The organism is Mesorhizobium sp. M0292 (genome assembly GCF_040321695.1).
Lineage (GTDB): Bacteria > Pseudomonadota > Alphaproteobacteria > Rhizobiales > Rhizobiaceae > Mesorhizobium.
Map to the genome: position 1 here is coordinate 42,969 of NZ_JAMYSB010000025.1, position 16,752 is coordinate 59,720.

The window sequence follows — 16,752 nt, forward strand, 5'->3', positions numbered from 1 at the left end:
CCTCGGTCGCCGCCATTGGCCGCGCCACGGACGGAAACACGGAAGGCCGCCGGCTTCGTCAAGAAGCGGCGGCCTTTTCCATTTCCGGATTGTGTGTCGAAGCGGATCAGAATCCGGTCACGCCAGCATCCGCGCGCTGACCGTCTTGTCGACGCCGTGATAGGGCGGATTGAACAGCTTGCCCTCCTGCTCATAGGTCCAGACCTTGAACAGCGAGAGTTGGTGTGGGCCGAAGCTGTGCAGCAGCGGCACATCCGTGGCATCACGACCGCGCGCGATGACGACGCGGCCTATCCTCGGACGATTATGACGGGGGTCGAACGTGTACCATTTGCCGTCGAGGAACACTTCCATCCAGGCCGAAAAGTCCATCGGCGCCGGGTCGGCCGGTACGCCGATGTCGCCGAGATAACCGTTCACATAGCGGGCCGGGATGTTCATGCAGCGGCAGAGCGTGATCGCCAGATGGGCGAAGTCGCGGCATACACCAACCTGCTCCTCATGCGCTTGGGCTGCGGTGCGCGTCGACCGCGCATAGCCATAGCCGAAGGACAGCCGGTTGTGGACATAGTCGACGATCGCCTGCACCCGCGCCCAGCCGGAGGGTACATGGCCGAAAAGCTGCCAGGCCAGACTGCTCAGATGATCGGTCTCGCAATAGCGGCTGCCGAGGAGGTAGCCGAGCACATCGTCCGGCAGTTCCGCCACCGGCACTTCCCTGGCCAGCGTGTTGACCGCGTCAGGCTCGCCGCTGTCCTCGACGGCTGCGTCATAGAGAATGCGGAAACTGCCGGCGGGTACGGTGAAGCGGCGGCAGGTATTGCCGAACAGATCGTGATAGACCTTGCTCGGCACTGAAGGCGACGTCAGCACGCGCGTCTGCCGTTTGATGTCGGCCTGACGATCCCTGTGGATATCAAGCAGCGAGATGACCGGCGTGGCGCCGACGCATTCAATGGCGATTTCGTAGCCGAGCCGGATCAGCACAATGATTGCCCCTTCGATCCCGTGGAAAACAGTATGCTCAAAACGCCAGAGGCGGGACCATGGTTCCCTGGAACTATCGAAAAGGCTCTCCCGCGGCTTCCCAGGCAGGCGTGGCGACGTTACGGTCGCACGACATGTTTTGACCCTCCCGAAACGATCCCTAACCCCGTGGAAAATCTGATGTTTGCAGGCAGAAAATTCGCCGCGTTCCTGTTCGATATGGATGGTACGGTGCTCAATTCGATCGCCTCGGCCGAGCGCGTCTGGGCGGCGTGGGCGCTTAAGCACGGTCTCGACGTCGAAGCCTTCCTGCCGACGATCCATGGCGTGCGGGCGGTCGAGACCATCACCAGGCTGGCGCTTCCCGGCGTCGACCCTGTTCATGAGGCGTTTGTGCTGTTGCAGGCCGAGTCGGACGATGTCGAAGGCGTGCTGCCGATCGCCGGCGCCGTGCCGTTCCTCAACGCTTTGCCGCCAGAGCGCTGGGCGATCGTCACCTCGGCGCCGCGCCCGTTGGCGCTGCTGCGCATGCGGGCCGCCGGCATCCCGGTTCCCGCCTTGGTGGTCGCGGCCGAGGATGTGTCTCACGGCAAACCGGCGCCAGACTGTTTCCTGCTGGCGGCAAAACGGCTCGGCGTCGACATCGGCGATTGCCTGGTCTTCGAGGATGCGCCGGCCGGCATCGCCGCCGCGGAAGCAGCGGGAGCGTCGGTGATGGTGATCAGCGCCACTCACCAACATCCAATGACGACTCAGCACAACTCGATTGGTGGCTATGAAACCGTCTCCATCGCCATCGATGACAGCGGCTGGATGACGCTGGGGGCACAGCGCAGCGCGGCCTGAGAACTGGAGAACTGGAGAACTGGAGAACTGGAGAACTGGAGAACTGGAGAACTGGAGAACTGGAGAACGGCTGTGCGCCTTTTTCTTCAACGCTTCAGTTCACCAGTTCCCCAGTTCTTCCGTTCCTGAACCCCTAGAAATCGCTAGCCAGTCCCTTCACTTCCCAGTCGCCGTAGCGGCCGGGTTCCTTGCCGCCGCGGCCGCCGATTTCCTTCGGCAACGCAGCTTCCTTCTGGCGATACGCTTCACGGCGCGCCTCGGCTTCAGCCAGCGCTCGGCTGGCCGCCGGCGTCAGGTCCTTCTCCCGGTCGGCATCAGCTTTGCTGGGTTGGTCGGTCATGCGATAGTCCGGGCGGATTGAAACCAAGGGCGGCGTTTCCCATCATATAGCCATGAGTTCACCCCGATCGACCTTTTTTTGCCACGGCCGCACAGGGAGCAGATGATGAGCACGCTACGCACCACCATGCTTCTGGCCGCGATGACGGCGCTGTTCATGGGCGTCGGTTTTCTGATCGGCGGCACCGGCGGCATGATGATCGCCTTCCTGGTCGCCGCGGGCACCAATCTGTTCAGCTACTGGAATGCCGACAAGATGGTGCTGTCGATGAACCACGCCGTCGAGGTCGATGCCAGGAACGCGCCCGAATTCCACGCCATCGTCGAGGCGTTGGCCAAGCAGGCCGGCCTGCCGATGCCCAAGACCTATCTGATCGACAATCCGCAGCCGAACGCCTTCGCCACCGGCCGCAATCCCGAGAACGCCGCGGTCGCGGCCTCGACCGGGCTGCTGGAGCGCCTGTCGCATGAGGAGGTGGCGGCAGTCATGGCGCATGAGCTGGCCCACATCCAGCATCGAGACACGCTGACCATGACCATTGTCGCGACACTCGCCGGCGCCATCTCGATGCTCGGCAATTTCGCCTTCTTCTTCGGCGGCAGCCGCGACAACAACAACCCGTTCGGCTTTGTCGGCGTGCTGGTGGCGATGCTGGTCGCGCCCTTCGCCGCCATGATCGTGCAGATGGCGGTCAGCCGCACCCGCGAATACGAGGCCGACCGGCGCGGCGCCGAAATCGTTGGAAATCCGCTTTGGCTGGCATCAGCGCTTGACAAGATCGCCCGCGGCGCCGAACGCATCCGCAACCCGGATGCCGAACGCAATCCCGCGACCGCGCATCTCTTCATCATCAATCCTCTTCACGGCGAGCGAATGGACAGCCTGTTTTCGACCCACCCGAACACCGACAACCGCATCGCCGCGCTGCAGGCGATGGCGCGCGACATGGCAGGCCGCCAGCCGGCGCCGCGCCAGGCGCCGACGCCAGAGCCGATCGAAGAATTGCCGGCCGATGCCGAGCAAGGTCCGTGGGGTAAGGCAGCACGCCCCACGCAGCCGACCAAACCGGCCAAGCCGAAAGCCAATCCGTGGGGCCGCAATCCGACCGGACCCAAAGGTCCGTGGTCGTGAGCGGCGCCAGATCCCGGCCCGCACATTCAGGCGATCGCGAAAACAGCTCGGACGAATTCGTCGCCGGCCTCGCCGCGCGCAAGGCCGCGGCGCGGCTGCTGGCCGCCGTTATCGACGCCAAAACGCCGCTCGACGGGCTGACGGACCACGAGAACGGCCACCCGCAATACAAGGTGCTCGACCTGCGCGACCGCGGCCTGGTGCGCGCCATACTGGTGACCGCGCTGCGCTACCGCATGACCATTGCCGGGCTCCTCGCCCGCCGCCTTGAAAAGCCGCTGCCGCCCAACGCCACAGCGCTGTCGCAAATCCTGCATGTTGCGGCGGCGCAGATCCTGTTCCTCGACATCCCCGACAGCGCCGCCGTCGATTTGGCTGTGACCCACGCCAAGTCGGACCCACGCACGCAGCGCTTTTCCGGCCTCGTCAACGGCGTGCTGCGCACTTTGGTGCGCGCCAAGGAAACCGAACTGCCGGCAGCTCTTGCCGCCACCGATGAGGCGCCAAAATGGTTCTCCGACCGGCTGAAGGCTGCCTATGGCGCCGAGATGACCAGACAGATCCTGGCGGCGCATCGCGTTGAGGCGCCGGTGGATTTCACGGTCAAGGCCGATCCCGAATTGTGGGCCGAAAAGCTCGGCGGCATCGTGCTGCCGACCGGCACGGTGCGAGTGGAAAAGCTCAGCGCCTCCGTCACCGAACTGCCGGGCTTCAGCGAAGGCGCATGGTGGGTCCAGGACGCCGCCGCCAGTTTTCCGGCGCGGCTGTTCGGCGATGTCAAAGGATTACGCGTCGCCGACCTCTGCGCCGCCCCCGGCGGCAAGACCGCTCAGCTTATCCTTGCCGGCGCCAAAGTCACCGCCTTGGACACCTCGAAGAACCGGCTGGCGCGGCTGACGCAGAACCTCGAACGGCTTGGGCTGTCCGCCGAGATCGTGCAGGCCGATCTGCTGAAATACCAGCCGGCGGAGCTTTTCGACGCCGTCCTGCTCGACGCGCCCTGCTCTTCCACCGGCACGGTTCGGCGCCACCCGGACGTGCCATGGACCAAGACGGCAGCCGACGTCGAAAAGCTAGCCGATCTGCAAGCAAAGCTGCTCGCCCGCGCCGTCACTTTGGTCAAACCGGGCGGCCGGATTGTTTTTTCCAACTGTTCGCTGGACCCGATCGAAGGCGAGGATCTGTATCGCGCCTTTCTGGCCGGCAGCAAGACCGTCGCCGACGATCCGCTGCAGCCCGGCGAAATCGCCGGCATCGACGCCTTCCTGACCCCGCAAGGCACGCTGCGCACCACACCCGCCGATCTTGACCTTGGTTCGCCAGGGGTTTCCGGCCTGGACGGCTTCTTCGCCGCCCGCATGCGACGACTGGCCTGACTCCGACGCGACGACATGCCTAAAGCATGTCGTCCAAGGACCAGTGCTTCCCCCACCTTGCATCGATCTCATCATCGATATTCTGGTAGCGGATATCGGTGGAGAGCCGGATACGCCCCTCCGCGCTCTGGTTGGTCGTCGAGGCGTGGATCATGTAGGGCGAGTGGAGGACGACATCGCCAGCCTCGAAATCCGCGATCAGCCAGCGTGTATCGAACCGCTCCGCCATGTCGGGCAGGTCCTTCGACACCCAGCCGCCCTCGCTCATGTTCCTGTTGTAGGCGCTGATGCGCTCCTGCGGGCTCAGCCCGGCATTTTCCCTGGCGAACCGGGCCTCCATGTCGAGGCCGATGGCGTGCGATCCCTCGAGATAGACCAGGCCGCCCATGTCGACGGGAACGTCGCCGATCGGGATCCAGGCAGTGACGATGCGGCTGGTGCCGCCGCGCAGATAGACGAGGTCGTAATGCGCCGGCGTCGCCACAGTGGTGCCCGGTTGGGTGAAACGCATGATCTTGCGCTTGTGCAAATAGGACAGCCCGCCGACGAACGCATCCATCAGCCGAGCCATCAGGGGCTGTGCGCAGAACCCTTCATAGGCGGTGGAGCGAACCAGCGCCATCAACCGGCGATCGGCGAGCTGACGGTCGAACGTGCCGGCGGCCGCCGCCAGGCCAAGCGCGGGATCGGACCCGGGCTGCAGCAAGCCGGTGTCGGCCAGATATGAAAACACCCAGCCGCGAAAATCGATGACGTCGCGGCGCGGCAGCATACTTTTCAGCCAGACATAGCCTTGCTCGGCAAGGAGGCCGCGAATGGCATCGATGCCGACCCCGGCGTCGGTTGGCACGAGATGACCCAACCGGTTCGGCGCCATCGATAACGTCTTGCCGTTGGCGTTCAGATCGATTGACGCAACAGGAATCCGTCGTTGCGTGCCACCTGTTGAGCTTGACATTTCAGCCACCTGCGATTTCCATCCTTAGCTGGAAATGCCATACTGTTCGCACGCTCGCCCATGGACGGAACGAAGCCATGGACTTTTCGCTCATGAACGATCACCCTTACGCGCTCTACAGATCCGCACCGGCCGCGGCCGGCGGCCTGTCGGTTACAGGGATTGGTAGGCATCGCGTCACGCAGGCGATCCAAGCGCGCAAATTGCCGGAATTCGCCGTGGTGCTGATTGAGGATGGTCAAGGCTGGCTTGAAACCATGACAGCCGGCATGCAGACGATCCGAGCGCCGGCCCTGTTCTGGCTGCTTCCCGGGAGGATGCATTCCTACGGGCCGGATGCATCGGGATGGCTCGAACGCTGGGCGCTCTTCGACGGCGCCTTGATACGCGATTTCACCCGGCTGCGGCTGATCGCCGAGGACGCCCCTGTCGTCCCCTTGCGCGACCTCGGCAAAATGCAGCGGCTGTTCGACAGGCTGCATAGTGAGCTGTCGCTCGATACGATGCTGAGCCAGGCAGAAGCCGCCGCCACGATGCATCGCATCGTCGTGCGTGCTGCCCGCCAGGCAATGGATTGGAACAACCGACAACGAAACCCCAGCCTCCAGGATGCCGCCGACATGCAGCCCATCGTCGACGAATTGCGCCGCTGCGCGTGCGACCCGGTCGATCTCGATGCCTTCGCCGCGAAGTTCTCGATGTCGCCGGCAACCTTGCGGCGCAGATTTGCGCGGGCAGCCGGCATGTCGCCCAAGGCCTTCCAACTGCGCACGAGGCTCGACCGCGCCAAACAGATGCTGGCCGCCTCCGATTCGCCCATCGAGTCCATTGCGGCCGCCGTCGGCATCCACGACGCCTTCTATTTCTCCCGTCTGTTTCGCGACCGCGAAAACTGTTCGCCCAGCGAATTTCGGTCTCGCCACAACCGCAAGTGAGTGCCGGATTGCCAGGCTTAACCTCGCGAAGCGCTTGACTTTTTTCGGGGTGGGTCGGTGGCCGGCAGCGTGAGGCGCTTCACGTCGGCGGAATTCGACTTCGCATAAGTTCTTGAATCATATAAGCTTGTGCTGGGGTACCGGAACATGATGCCGAAACCTGCGACGCGGTTTTCGGACGACAGCATGCTCTATCTCCAGGCGACGAGGAGGGGTTTTGGCACTGGCTGCCGGCAGCACGACACGTCTGTGGACGCTTGTCGCTAAGGAGTTTTGGCGCAAGACGCGCCGGCGCCTTCGCGCAGGGCCAGTCTATCGCTGGCGCTATTCCGGGCGCACGCCCGAACGCGTCCTGATTGCACCGCCCGACCTCAGGCTCGCCGATCCGCAGATCGCGCTCGAGATCTACTATGGCCGCTATCCGCTGTCGGGACACCTCGTCGAGACCGGCGGCAAATCGCCATTCCAGATCGATGTCGCCAATCGCGGCTGGGTGAAGACGCTGCACGGCTTTCGTTGGCTGCGCCATATGCGCGCCGCCGGCACCGAGCTGGCCGCCGCCAATGCACGCGCGCTTGTCTCCGACTGGATCGCCATGCATGGCAACCAGATTTCCGGCATAGCCTGGGAGCCCGGCACCACCGCCAAGCGAGTCATTGCCTGGTTGCAACACTCCTCGGTTGTCCTACAAGGGGCCGAATTTCCGTTCTATCGCGCCTTCCTGAAATCGCTCGCCGTGCAGATCCGCTATCTCCGCTCGATGGCGCGCGAAATGCCGGACGGCAAGGACAGGCTGCGCGCTCGCATCGCGCTTGCCTTCGCCGCGCTGTCGCTGCCGGCGCCGGCCTCGGCACTGCGCGGCGCCACCCGCAACCTGGCGGAAGAACTCGACCGCCAGATCCTTCCCGATGGCGGCCATATTTCGCGCAACCCGATGGCGGTGCTCGAACTGCTCGCCGATCTCCTGCCGCTGCGTCAGACCTATGCCAATCAGGCCGAAACGCCACCGGCAGCCCTGATGGGCGCCATCGACCGCATGCTGCCGGCGCTCCGTTTCTTCCGCCATCAGGATGGCAGCCTGGCCCGCTTCAACGGCATGGGCGCGACCATCCACGACCGCATTGCCACCATCTTGCGCCACGACGACACCGCCGGCGCGCCGCTGCTGCACGCGCCGCATTCCGGCTATGAGCGGCTGTGTATGGGCGGCGTTACGGTGATTGCCGATACCGGCCCGTCGCCGGCCGTCGATGTGTCCAACGCCGCGCATGCCGGGTGCCTGGCCTTCGAACTCTCGTCCGGCCGCCAGCATTATATCGTCAATGCCGGCATCGACACCTATGGCGCCGCCGAGTTCCGGCCGCTGGCCCGTGCCACCGCGGCGCATTCGACCGCCACCATCAACGACACCTCGTCAGCGCGGTTTTCCCATTCGCTGCGCGTCAACGACCTGCTCGGCTCACCCTTGCTCGGCGGCCCGCAGCATGTGCCTTGCAAGCGCATCGACCAGAAGGGCACGCAAGGCTTCATCGCCCGCCATGACGGCTATATGCAGCGCTTTGGCTTCCTGCATGAGCGCGAGCTGAAACTGTCGAGCGAGGGCAATGTGCTCGCCGGCAGGGATCGCTTCCTCCGCCCGGGCGGTGCGGCGATCCGCAACAATGGCCGCGACTTCGTCGTGGTGCGCTTCCACATCCACCCTGATATCAACCTTTTGCAGGACGAGCATGACCGCCTGGTGCTGACCGCCGACCAGGCCGACACCTGGGTGTTCACCTGCACCGAAGTGGTGCCGGAGGTCGAGGAATCGATCTATTTCGCCGGCCTTGGCGGCCCGCGCCGCAGCCGCCAGATCGTGCTCGCCTTCAAGGCCTCGGAGATCGCCGAGGTGCATTGGCAGCTGACACGCACCGGCATCGCCGGCTATCCCGAGAACAGCTGAGCGTCGTTGCCGGGGCTTGATCGAGCTTCCGGCTTGATTTCCTGACCTCATGTGCTACGGCCCGGCAACGCTCTCCAATCAGCCCTGAAAGGCCGCCAGCCCATGGCCGTCGCCGCTAAGAACATTCCGGCACCCGACCTCGTTCCGGTCCGCCGCGCCCTGCTTTCCGTCTTCGACAAGACCGGCCTGATCGACTTCGCCAAAGGGCTGGTCGCGGCCGGCGTCGAGCTGGTGTCGACCGGAGGCACGGCAAAGGCGATCGCCGAGGCGGGGCTGGCGGTGCGTGACGTCTCGGAACTGACCGGCTTTCCCGAGATCATGGACGGCCGCGTCAAGACGCTGCACCCGTCGGTGCACGGCGCGCTGCTCGGCGTGCGCGACGATCCCGAACACGCCAAGGCGATGCACGATCACGGCATCGAGCCGATCGATCTGCTCGTCTCCAATCTCTACCCGTTCGAGGAGGTCCGCCGCTCCGGCGCCGACTATGCCGCTGTTGTCGAGAACATCGACATTGGCGGCCCGGCGATGATCCGCGCTTCGGCCAAGAATCACGCCTATGTCGCCATCGTCACCGATCCCGGCGACTACGCCTCGGTGCTGAACGCGCTGGAGATGAACATCGGCTCGCTGTCGCTGGATTTCCGCCAGAAGCTGGCGGCCAAGGCCTTTGCCCGCACCGCCAGCTACGATGCGGCGATCTCCGGCTGGTTCGCCGAAACGCTTGAGATCGAGCACCCGACCTGGCGCGCCTTCGGCGGCAGGCTGGAAAGCGTCATGCGCTATGGCGAGAACCCGCATCAGAGCGCCGGCTTCTACGTCAATGGCGACAAGCGGCCCGGGGTCGCCACGGCTCGCCAGTTGCAGGGCAAGCAGCTGTCCTACAACAACATCAACGACACCGATGCCGCCTTCGAGCTGGTCGGCGAGTTCGATCCGAACCGCTGTGCAGCGGTCGCCATCATCAAGCACGCCAATCCATGCGGCGTCGCCGAGGGCGCTTCACTGGCTGCTGCCTATGCGAGAGCGCTGGCCTGCGACCCGGTTTCGGCCTTTGGCGGTATCGTTGCCATGAACCGCATCCTCGATGCCGAAGCCGCGCAGGAGATCGTAAAAACCTTCACCGAGGTGATCATCGCGCCGGACGCGTCGGAGGACTCTGTCCGCATCGTCGCCGCCAAAAAGAATTTGCGACTGCTGGTCACCGGCGGTCTGCCCGATCCGCACGCCGGCGGCATCACTGTGAAATCCGTCGCCGGCGGCATGCTCGTCCAGGGCCGCGACAACGCGGTGGTCGACGATCTCGAGCTCAAGGTGGTGACCAAGCGCGCACCGAGTGCGGCCGAGATGGCCGACCTCAAATTCGCTTTCCGCATCGCCAAGCACGTCAAGTCGAACGCCATCGTCTATGCAAAAGACGGCGCTGCCGTCGGCATCGGCGCCGGCCAGATGAGCCGCGTCGATTCCTCGCGCATCGCCGCCCGCAAGGCCCTCGACGCGGCGGAAGCAGCTGGCCTCGCGGAGCCGTTGACCAAGGGCTCGGTGGTCGCCTCCGACGCTTTCTTCCCTTTCGCCGACGGGCTGATCTCAGCCATCGAAGCCGGCGCCACGGCGGTGATTCAGCCCGGCGGCTCGATGCGCGACGACGACGTTATCGCCGCTGCCGACGCGCATGGCATTGCCATGGTGTTTACCGGCGTGAGGCATTTCAGGCATTGAGCGCCTCTGCCTTTTCCCACAAGGGGAGAAGGAAAAGTGCGGCGCTATTCCACCGGCTGATCCGCCGGGTACGGCGTCCAGCTCAATATCGCGATCCCAACGCCCAGGAACAGCACGATGGCCGCCATGCCGAGCCGCGCCGAGCCGCTGGCGAGCGTGATCGACGCCACCATGAACGGCGCCAGGAAACTCGTGGCCCTTCCGGCCAGCGCATAGATGCCGAAATAGCGGCCGGATTCGGCTGCGGTCACGCTGCGCGCCATGTAGGAGCGTGACGACGCCTGCACCGGTCCGAACGCCAGCCCGATCAACAGGCCATAGAAAATGTAGGCCTTTTCCGCCGCCGTGCCGAACAGGCCGCCACTATCGGCTCCCGGCATCATCCAGGCGCCGAACAGCGTGTAGCCTGGCCCGGTCGAAACGATGCCGATGGTGGCGATGCTGAGCAGGACGAGCGAAATCATCACGATGGTCTTGGAGCCAAGCGCGGTGTCCAGCCATGCGGCAACCAGGCAGCCGACGATGGCGACGACGTTGAGGATGATGCCGAACATGCCGATCTCGGTGATCGACCAGTGGAACATCGCTGCCGCAAAGGTGCCACCCAAAGCGAGCAGCGCATTGACGCCGTCTTGATAAATCATGCGGGCAATAAGGAAGCGGAAGATGCCTTTGCGCCGGCGCACTTCAGTCAGCGTCGACTTCAGCTCCGACAGCCCCTCGCGCACCGCCGGCCCGATCGGAATGCCTTTGATGGCGTCCGGCGTAAAGAAGAACATCGGCAGGATGAACAGGAAATACCAGCCAGCCGACAGCGGCCCGGTGGCGCGCGCGTCCTCGCCGAGTTTCGGGTCGAGCCCAAAGAGCGGGTCGATCCCGATGATCGTCTTGCCGGTCTCCAGCGAACCTGCAAGACAGGCGACAACAAAGATCAGCGCGATCATGCCGCCGAGATAACCAAGTCCCCAGGCAATGTTGGAGACGTGGCCGATCTCGCTCTTCGGCACCAGGCGCGGCATCATCGAATCGTTGAACACGGTCGAGAATTCCGCCGCGACCGAAGCGAGAGAAAAGAACAGCACCACCAGGAAAAGGTTCGAGCCGGGAGCGGCGAACCATAGCAGGCAAAGGCTGATGATCTTGATCGAGGCGAAGAACGCAATCCACGGCTTGCGCGGCCCGGTCTGGTCGGCAATCGAGCCGAGGATGGGCGACAAAACGGCAATGACCAGGCCCGCAACAGCGATGCCGTAGCCCCAGGCCGCCTGGCCTGAGACCGGATCGCTCGCCATGCGCGAGACGAAATAAGGGCCGAAGATGAAGGTGGTGACGACGGTGAAAAACGGCTGCGCCGCCCAGTCGAAGAACATCCACCCCCAGATGCCACGCCCGGATGCCCGCTGCACTGCATCTACCGCCGCCATGATGATTCCCCCGGACACCGCGCTTGTCGGACGCCATGTCTGCATGTTTCGAATGCTCATGCAAACCGCCAAAGATTCGCGCTGCCCCTCACCTGGATGTCGCCGCTGTCTACCTGCATCGAGACGCGAAGAAAGGCGCCGCGCCTCTACCTCCCCCTTGTGGGGACGTTGGACCGAAGGTCCGGGTGGGGGTCGGTGCCGCACCCCCACCCCGCTGCTTCGCAGCGACCCTCCCCACAAGGGGGAGGGTACAGTCCCGAGCCTCACATCCCCGTCAGATCGCTCATCAACCCCGAAGCCACCGACAGCCTGGACACGGTGATATCCCCGCCTTCGGTCAGCGCCTGCAGCCGCTCGCGAATGCGCGCCACGCGCTCGCCGCCGGCTTCCAGCCAGGCCGCCACAGGATCCGCCGTCCCGGCATGGCCGGCGAGAGCCGCCACCGCGATGCCGCGCCGCGCCGCGCCGATCGTGTCGGTGGCGCGCGACAGCGCCAGCTGGTCGTAATAGTCCGACGGCGTGATAGAACGCGCCGCCTCTTCGACGCGCGGAATGCGGAAGGCATCGCTGACGGCGAAGAACGCCTTGGCCGAGGCGACGACGTCGGCATTGGCCGTGCGCGCCGTCAGTGCGATGTCGGGGATCAGTCCCGCCACATCGGCCATTGCCAGCTGCCCGGCGAGCTTTTCCGGGGCGCCGGCCTTGAAGAGGCCGTGCCGCCGCTCTTCGACCCGCTCGCGCGAGAAGGCCGGTAGCAGCGAGAGCAGCTTCGGCTCCAGCGCCATGCGCGCCTCTTGCAGTTCGGCAATGCGCTGGCCGAGCGCTGCGGTGCCGGCATCGTTCTTCAGGTACCAGCCGCTGGTCACGAAGATAAGCCGGCTGACGGACTGGTAGAGATCGAGCTGCGCCTGGCCGTCGATGTGGCTGTCCAGCGCATCGATCTCCCGATAGAGCGCCGGCAACGCGAAGCCGTCGCGCACCACGGCGAAGGTGCGCACCACGTCGGCCGCACTGCGCCCCCTAGCTTCCTGCAGCCTGTTGACGAAGGACGGTCCGCCGCGATTGACGAGATCGTTGGCGACGACGCGGGCGATGATTTCGCGGCGCAGCCGGTGGCCATGGATCTCGGCCGCATATTTCTTCGCCATCCGGTCAGGGAAATAGCCCATCAGGTCGCGGTCGAAATGCGCGTCGTCAGGCACGTCGCTGGCGACGATGTCGGAAAACAGCACGATCTTGGCATAGGCGAGCAGCACGCCAAGCTCCGCCCGGGTCAGGGGCTCGCCACGCGCCTCGCGCTCGGCAAGGGCGGCCGGCGACGGCAGCGTCTCGACAGCGCGGTCGAGCAGGCCCCGAGCCTCCAGCGCCGCCATGAAGCGGCTCTGGTGCGCGATGTCGGCAAGGCCGCGCTTGCGGGCGATGGAAAGCGCCAGCGTCTGTTCGTAATTGTTGGACAGCACGAGGCCGGCGACCTCGTCGGTCATCTCGGCCAGCAGCTTGTTGCGCGCCGGCCGGGTCAGCGATCCCTTGCGCATGGCGGACGCCAGCGCGATCTTGATGTTGACCTCGACGTCGGAGCAGTTGACGCCGCCGGAATTGTCGATGGCATCGGAGTTGCAGCGACCGCCATTCATGCCGAATTCGATGCGGGCACGCTGCGTGACGCCGAGATTGGCGCCCTCACCGATCACTTTGGCCCGCACATCGAGCGCGGTGATGCGGATGGCGTCATTGGCGCGGTCGCCGACTTCGGCATTGGTTTCGCCCGAGGCCCGCAAATACGTGCCGATGCCGCCGAACCACAGAAGGTCGACGTTCGCCTTGAGGATGGCGGTCATGATCTCGGCCGGTGTCGCGGTGGTCTTGGCGAGGCCAATCGCCGCCGCCGCTGCCGCAGGCAGCGTGATCGACTTCTGGCTGCGCGAGACGATGACGCCGCCTTCCGACAGTTTGGTCTTGTCATAGTCCTGCCAGGACGAACGCGGCAGCGCGAACATGCGCTCGCGCTCGGCCATCGACGCTACCCTGTCTGGATCGGGATCAATGAAGATGTCGCGATGGTCGAAGGCGGCGATCAGCCTGGTCTGCGGCGACAGCAGCATGCCGTTGCCGAACACGTCGCCCGACATGTCGCCGACGCCGACGACGGTGAAGGGGGTGGCCTGGATGTCGCGGTTGATCTCGCGGAAATGCCGCTTGACCGCTTCCCAGGCGCCTTTGGCGGTGATGCCCATCTTCTTGTGGTCGTAACCGGCCGAGCCGCCGCTGGCGAAGGCATCGTCGAGCCAGAAACCGTGTTTCTCCGAAATGGCATTGGCGGTGTCGGAGAAGGTTGCCGTGCCCTTGTCGGCGGCGACGACAAAGTAGGGATCGTCAGGATCGCGCCTGACGACGCCGGCTGGGGGTATGACGCCATCGAGGCCGATATTGTCGGTGATCGACAGCAGGCTGGAAACGAAATTCTTGTAGGCCGAGGTGCCGGCCTCGAAGATGGCGTCGCGGCCGGCGCTCATCGGCAGCTTCTTCGGATAGAAGCCGCCCTTGGCGCCGACCGGCACGATGACGGCGTTCTTGACCTGCTGCGCCTTGACCAGGCCGAGCACCTCGGTGCGGTAATCCTGGGCGCGGTCCGACCAGCGCAGGCCGCCGCGCGCAACCGGGCCGAAGCGCAGATGCACGCCTTCGACCTCGGAACCATAGACGAAGATCTCGCGCCACGGCCGCGGCGCTGGCAATCCTTCGACCGCTTGCGAATCGAGCTTGATCGCCAGCGACTGGCCCCGCGCCTTCGTTCCCGCAACGAAATGGTTGGTGCGCAACGAGGCTTCGATCAGGTTGAGATAGCGGCGGATGATCGTGTCGTCATCAATGTTAGGGACTTCCTCCAGCGCGTCCTTGATCTTGGCCTTGAGGTGCTTGGCGGCGATCACGCCTTCCGTCTCGGCGGTCGGGCCGAGACGAGCGACGAACAGTGCATGCAGGCCGCGCGCAATGTCGGGATAGCGATTGAGCGCGGCCGCGATGAAATCCTGGCTCTGCGGGATACCGGCTTGCTGCAGGTAGCGGCCATAGGCGCGCAGAATGCTGACTTCGCCCGACCACAGGCCGGCGGTCTGGGCAAGCCCGTTATAGCTGTCATTGTCGATGTCGCCGCGCCAGACCGACAGGAACGCGTCCTCGAACAGCGCGCCGCCATCGCTGAGGTCGATCGGCTTGCCGTAGCTGTTCTCCAGTTCCATGTCGTGGACGAAGACGGTGTCGCCGCCGTCCTCGCCAACTTCGAAGGTGCGCTCGCTGATGACGCGGAAGCCGATGTTTTCCAGCACCGGCACGCGACGCGACAGCGCTACCGGGCTGCCGTGGTGGTAGATCTTCAGCGCTGCCTGATGCGGTTTCTGCTCGGCATGGCGGTAATAGTCGATGGCGATCGGGTTGGCGGTGCTGATGCCGGCGATGCGCCCCGCATCCTTCAGCGCGACGGCCGCGCTGAAGGAATCGCGATAGCTCTCAGGCAGACGCGCGGCGATCGCCTTCAGCGATGGATCGCCGCCGACGGCTTCCGCGGCTTCGGCCAGCGCGTCGTCCCAGGTTCGCACGATGTCGCGGATCGCCGCTTCGATCACAGCCTGCTCGACCTTCGGCGTCTTGCCGCCGGAGCGGCCGATGATGAAATGCACACGCGCCAGCCCGCCCTCGGGGAAAGCCGGATAGTAAGCCGACAAACGGCCCTCGAAGACGGTCTTGAGATAGGTGCCGATCTTCTCGCGCACGACGCTGTCATAGCGGTCGCGCGGCACGAAGACGAGGATCGAGACGAAGCGGTCGAACTGGTCGGCGCGCACCAGCGCCCGCACCCGCGGCCGCTCGACCAGGCCGAGAATGGCCGAGGCGTGCTTCTTCAGGATCGGCACCGGCACCTGGAACAGTTCGTCGCGCGGATAGCTCTCCAGAACGTTGATCAGCGCCTTGCCGGAATGGTCGTGCCGGTCGAAGCCGGACTTGGCGATGATGGTCTCGGCCTTTGACCTCAGATACGGGATTTTCATCACCGAGCGCGTGTAGGCAGTCGAGGTGAACAGGCCGACCATGCGCAACTCGCCGGCAAGCGTGCCCTTGGCGGTGTAGGTTTTGACGCCGATATAATCGAGATAAATGCGGCGGTGCACCAGCGACTTGGCGTTGGCCTTGGTGACGATCAGCGGCTCCGGCCCATGCAGGAAGGCGCGGATTTCGGGCGTCGTCGTCACCGCCTCGGTGCCGCGCCGGAGCACCAGCACATCCGGGTCGGCGAGGATGCCGAGACCGGGTTTGTCAGCGCGCTCCAGATTGCCGCTCTCCGCGCCGCCGGAATATTTGAACTCGCGCATGCCAAGGAAAGTGAAATTGTCGTCGCGCAGCCATTCAAGGAAGGCGATGGCCTCGGCAACGCTCTTCTTGTCGAGCGGCACGGCGGAATAGCGGAATTCGGAAATCGCCTGGTCGAGACGGGCGAGCATCGGCTTCCAGTCGCTGACGGCGGCGCGCACCTGGTTGAGCATCTTGCGCAGGCGGTCGGCCAGCGCGTCGGCCTGCTCCGCCGTCAGGCGCGGAATATGGACATGGACGACGCTCAGGCGGTCGTGATTGCCATCGTCCTTGAGGGCGCTGCCGTCGCCGAGGATCTCGTCGACGCCGGCCTTGCCGTGACGCACGACGATGACCGGATGGGTGACCAAAGTCGGTTCGCCGGCAGTTTCTGTGATCTCGCCGAGGATCGAATCGAACAGGAACGGCATGTTGTCGTTGACGACGGTGATGATCGTCATCGGGCGGCCCTCGCGGGAGACGCCCGACCCGGCATCGACGGCGACGACACTTTGGCCCTTCTTGTGGGCGGCGACCGCACGTCCTGCCAGGTCGGCGGCGCGCTCCAGGTCGGCGGCGTCATAGGCGGCAATGTCTTCGGCCGGCGCGCGGGCCAGCAGATAGTCGGCGAGCCTGGCCGGCTTCCCGTCGGGTTTCACCCCGGCAGTGGCTGTTTTCTTCGGCTTAGCTGCGGATTTCACGCTCGCCATGTTGTCCTCCCGTCACATGCTTTTACGACTATGGTAGCAG

The 16,752-nt window shown here is 64.8% G+C and carries 10 protein-coding genes and 1 pseudogene; 6 read left to right on the top strand and 5 right to left on the bottom strand.

Annotated features, from left to right (window positions below; genetic code table 11):
• Positions 1-117 precede the first annotated feature (117 nt).
• A complete protein-coding gene (locus NKI96_RS27250) occupies positions 118-987 on the bottom strand; it encodes a transglutaminase-like domain-containing protein (RefSeq protein ID WP_023726116.1) in 870 nt (289 codons plus the stop codon).
• Positions 988-1,167: 180 nt separating this feature from the next.
• On the opposite strand from NKI96_RS27250, the gene NKI96_RS27255 reads away from it, so the two are divergent.
• A complete protein-coding gene (locus NKI96_RS27255) occupies positions 1,168-1,833 on the top strand; it encodes an HAD-IA family hydrolase (protein ID WP_023684076.1) in 666 nt (221 codons plus the stop codon).
• A 133-nt stretch (positions 1,834-1,966) separates the two neighbouring features.
• Here NKI96_RS27255 and NKI96_RS27260 read toward each other — a convergent pair whose 3' ends face one another.
• Positions 1,967-2,173, bottom strand: coding sequence for a DUF1674 domain-containing protein (locus tag NKI96_RS27260; protein ID WP_023688862.1), 207 nt, complete (start codon positions 2,171-2,173; stop codon positions 1,967-1,969).
• Between the two features lie 105 nt (positions 2,174-2,278).
• Between NKI96_RS27260 and htpX the strand changes: the two genes are divergently transcribed.
• The gene (htpX, locus tag NKI96_RS27265; protein WP_023726115.1) at positions 2,279-3,304 is read left to right on the top strand and encodes a zinc metalloprotease HtpX; all 1,026 of its coding nucleotides are present in this window, start codon (positions 2,279-2,281) and stop codon (positions 3,302-3,304) included.
• Positions 3,295-4,680, top strand: a complete 1,386-nt coding sequence (locus NKI96_RS27270; protein ID WP_352807071.1) for an RsmB/NOP family class I SAM-dependent RNA methyltransferase — start codon at positions 3,295-3,297, stop codon at positions 4,678-4,680. Before htpX ends, NKI96_RS27270 begins: the two co-directional genes overlap by 10 nt.
• 19 nt (positions 4,681-4,699) lie before the next feature.
• On the opposite strand, the gene NKI96_RS27275 is transcribed toward NKI96_RS27270, so the two are convergent.
• Entirely contained in the window at positions 4,700-5,638 is a 939-nt protein-coding gene (locus NKI96_RS27275; RefSeq protein WP_352807074.1) for a phytanoyl-CoA dioxygenase family protein, read from the bottom strand.
• Between the two features lie 77 nt (positions 5,639-5,715).
• Here NKI96_RS27275 and NKI96_RS27280 point away from each other — a divergent pair, with 77 nt between their 5' ends.
• The 3 genes from NKI96_RS27280 to purH all read left to right on the top strand — a co-directional run bounded on the left by NKI96_RS27280 (position 5,716) and on the right by purH (position 10,234).
• Positions 5,716-6,573 carry a helix-turn-helix domain-containing protein gene (locus tag NKI96_RS27280; RefSeq protein ID WP_373420141.1) on the top strand — a complete coding sequence of 286 codons (858 nt, stop codon included), beginning with the start codon at positions 5,716-5,718 and terminating at the stop codon, positions 6,571-6,573.
• Between the two features lie 217 nt (positions 6,574-6,790).
• Positions 6,791-8,515: a heparinase II/III family protein gene (locus tag NKI96_RS27285; protein ID WP_023732954.1), complete on the top strand. Its 1,725-nt coding sequence runs from the start codon at positions 6,791-6,793 to the stop codon at positions 8,513-8,515.
• A gap of 102 nt (positions 8,516-8,617) precedes the next feature.
• Positions 8,618-10,234, top strand: a complete 1,617-nt coding sequence (purH, locus tag NKI96_RS27290; RefSeq protein WP_352807077.1) for a bifunctional phosphoribosylaminoimidazolecarboxamide formyltransferase/IMP cyclohydrolase — start codon at positions 8,618-8,620, stop codon at positions 10,232-10,234.
• A 44-nt stretch (positions 10,235-10,278) separates the two neighbouring features.
• Here the strand turns inward: purH and NKI96_RS27295 are convergent.
• Positions 10,279-11,754, bottom strand: a pseudogene (locus tag NKI96_RS27295) (MFS transporter); the annotation flags it as partial.
• 167 nt (positions 11,755-11,921) lie between these two features.
• Complete coding sequence (locus tag NKI96_RS27300; protein ID WP_352807082.1) at positions 11,922-16,712, bottom strand: NAD-glutamate dehydrogenase; 4,791 nt, start codon at positions 16,710-16,712, stop codon at positions 11,922-11,924.
• Between the last annotated feature and the right edge of the window lie 40 nt (positions 16,713-16,752).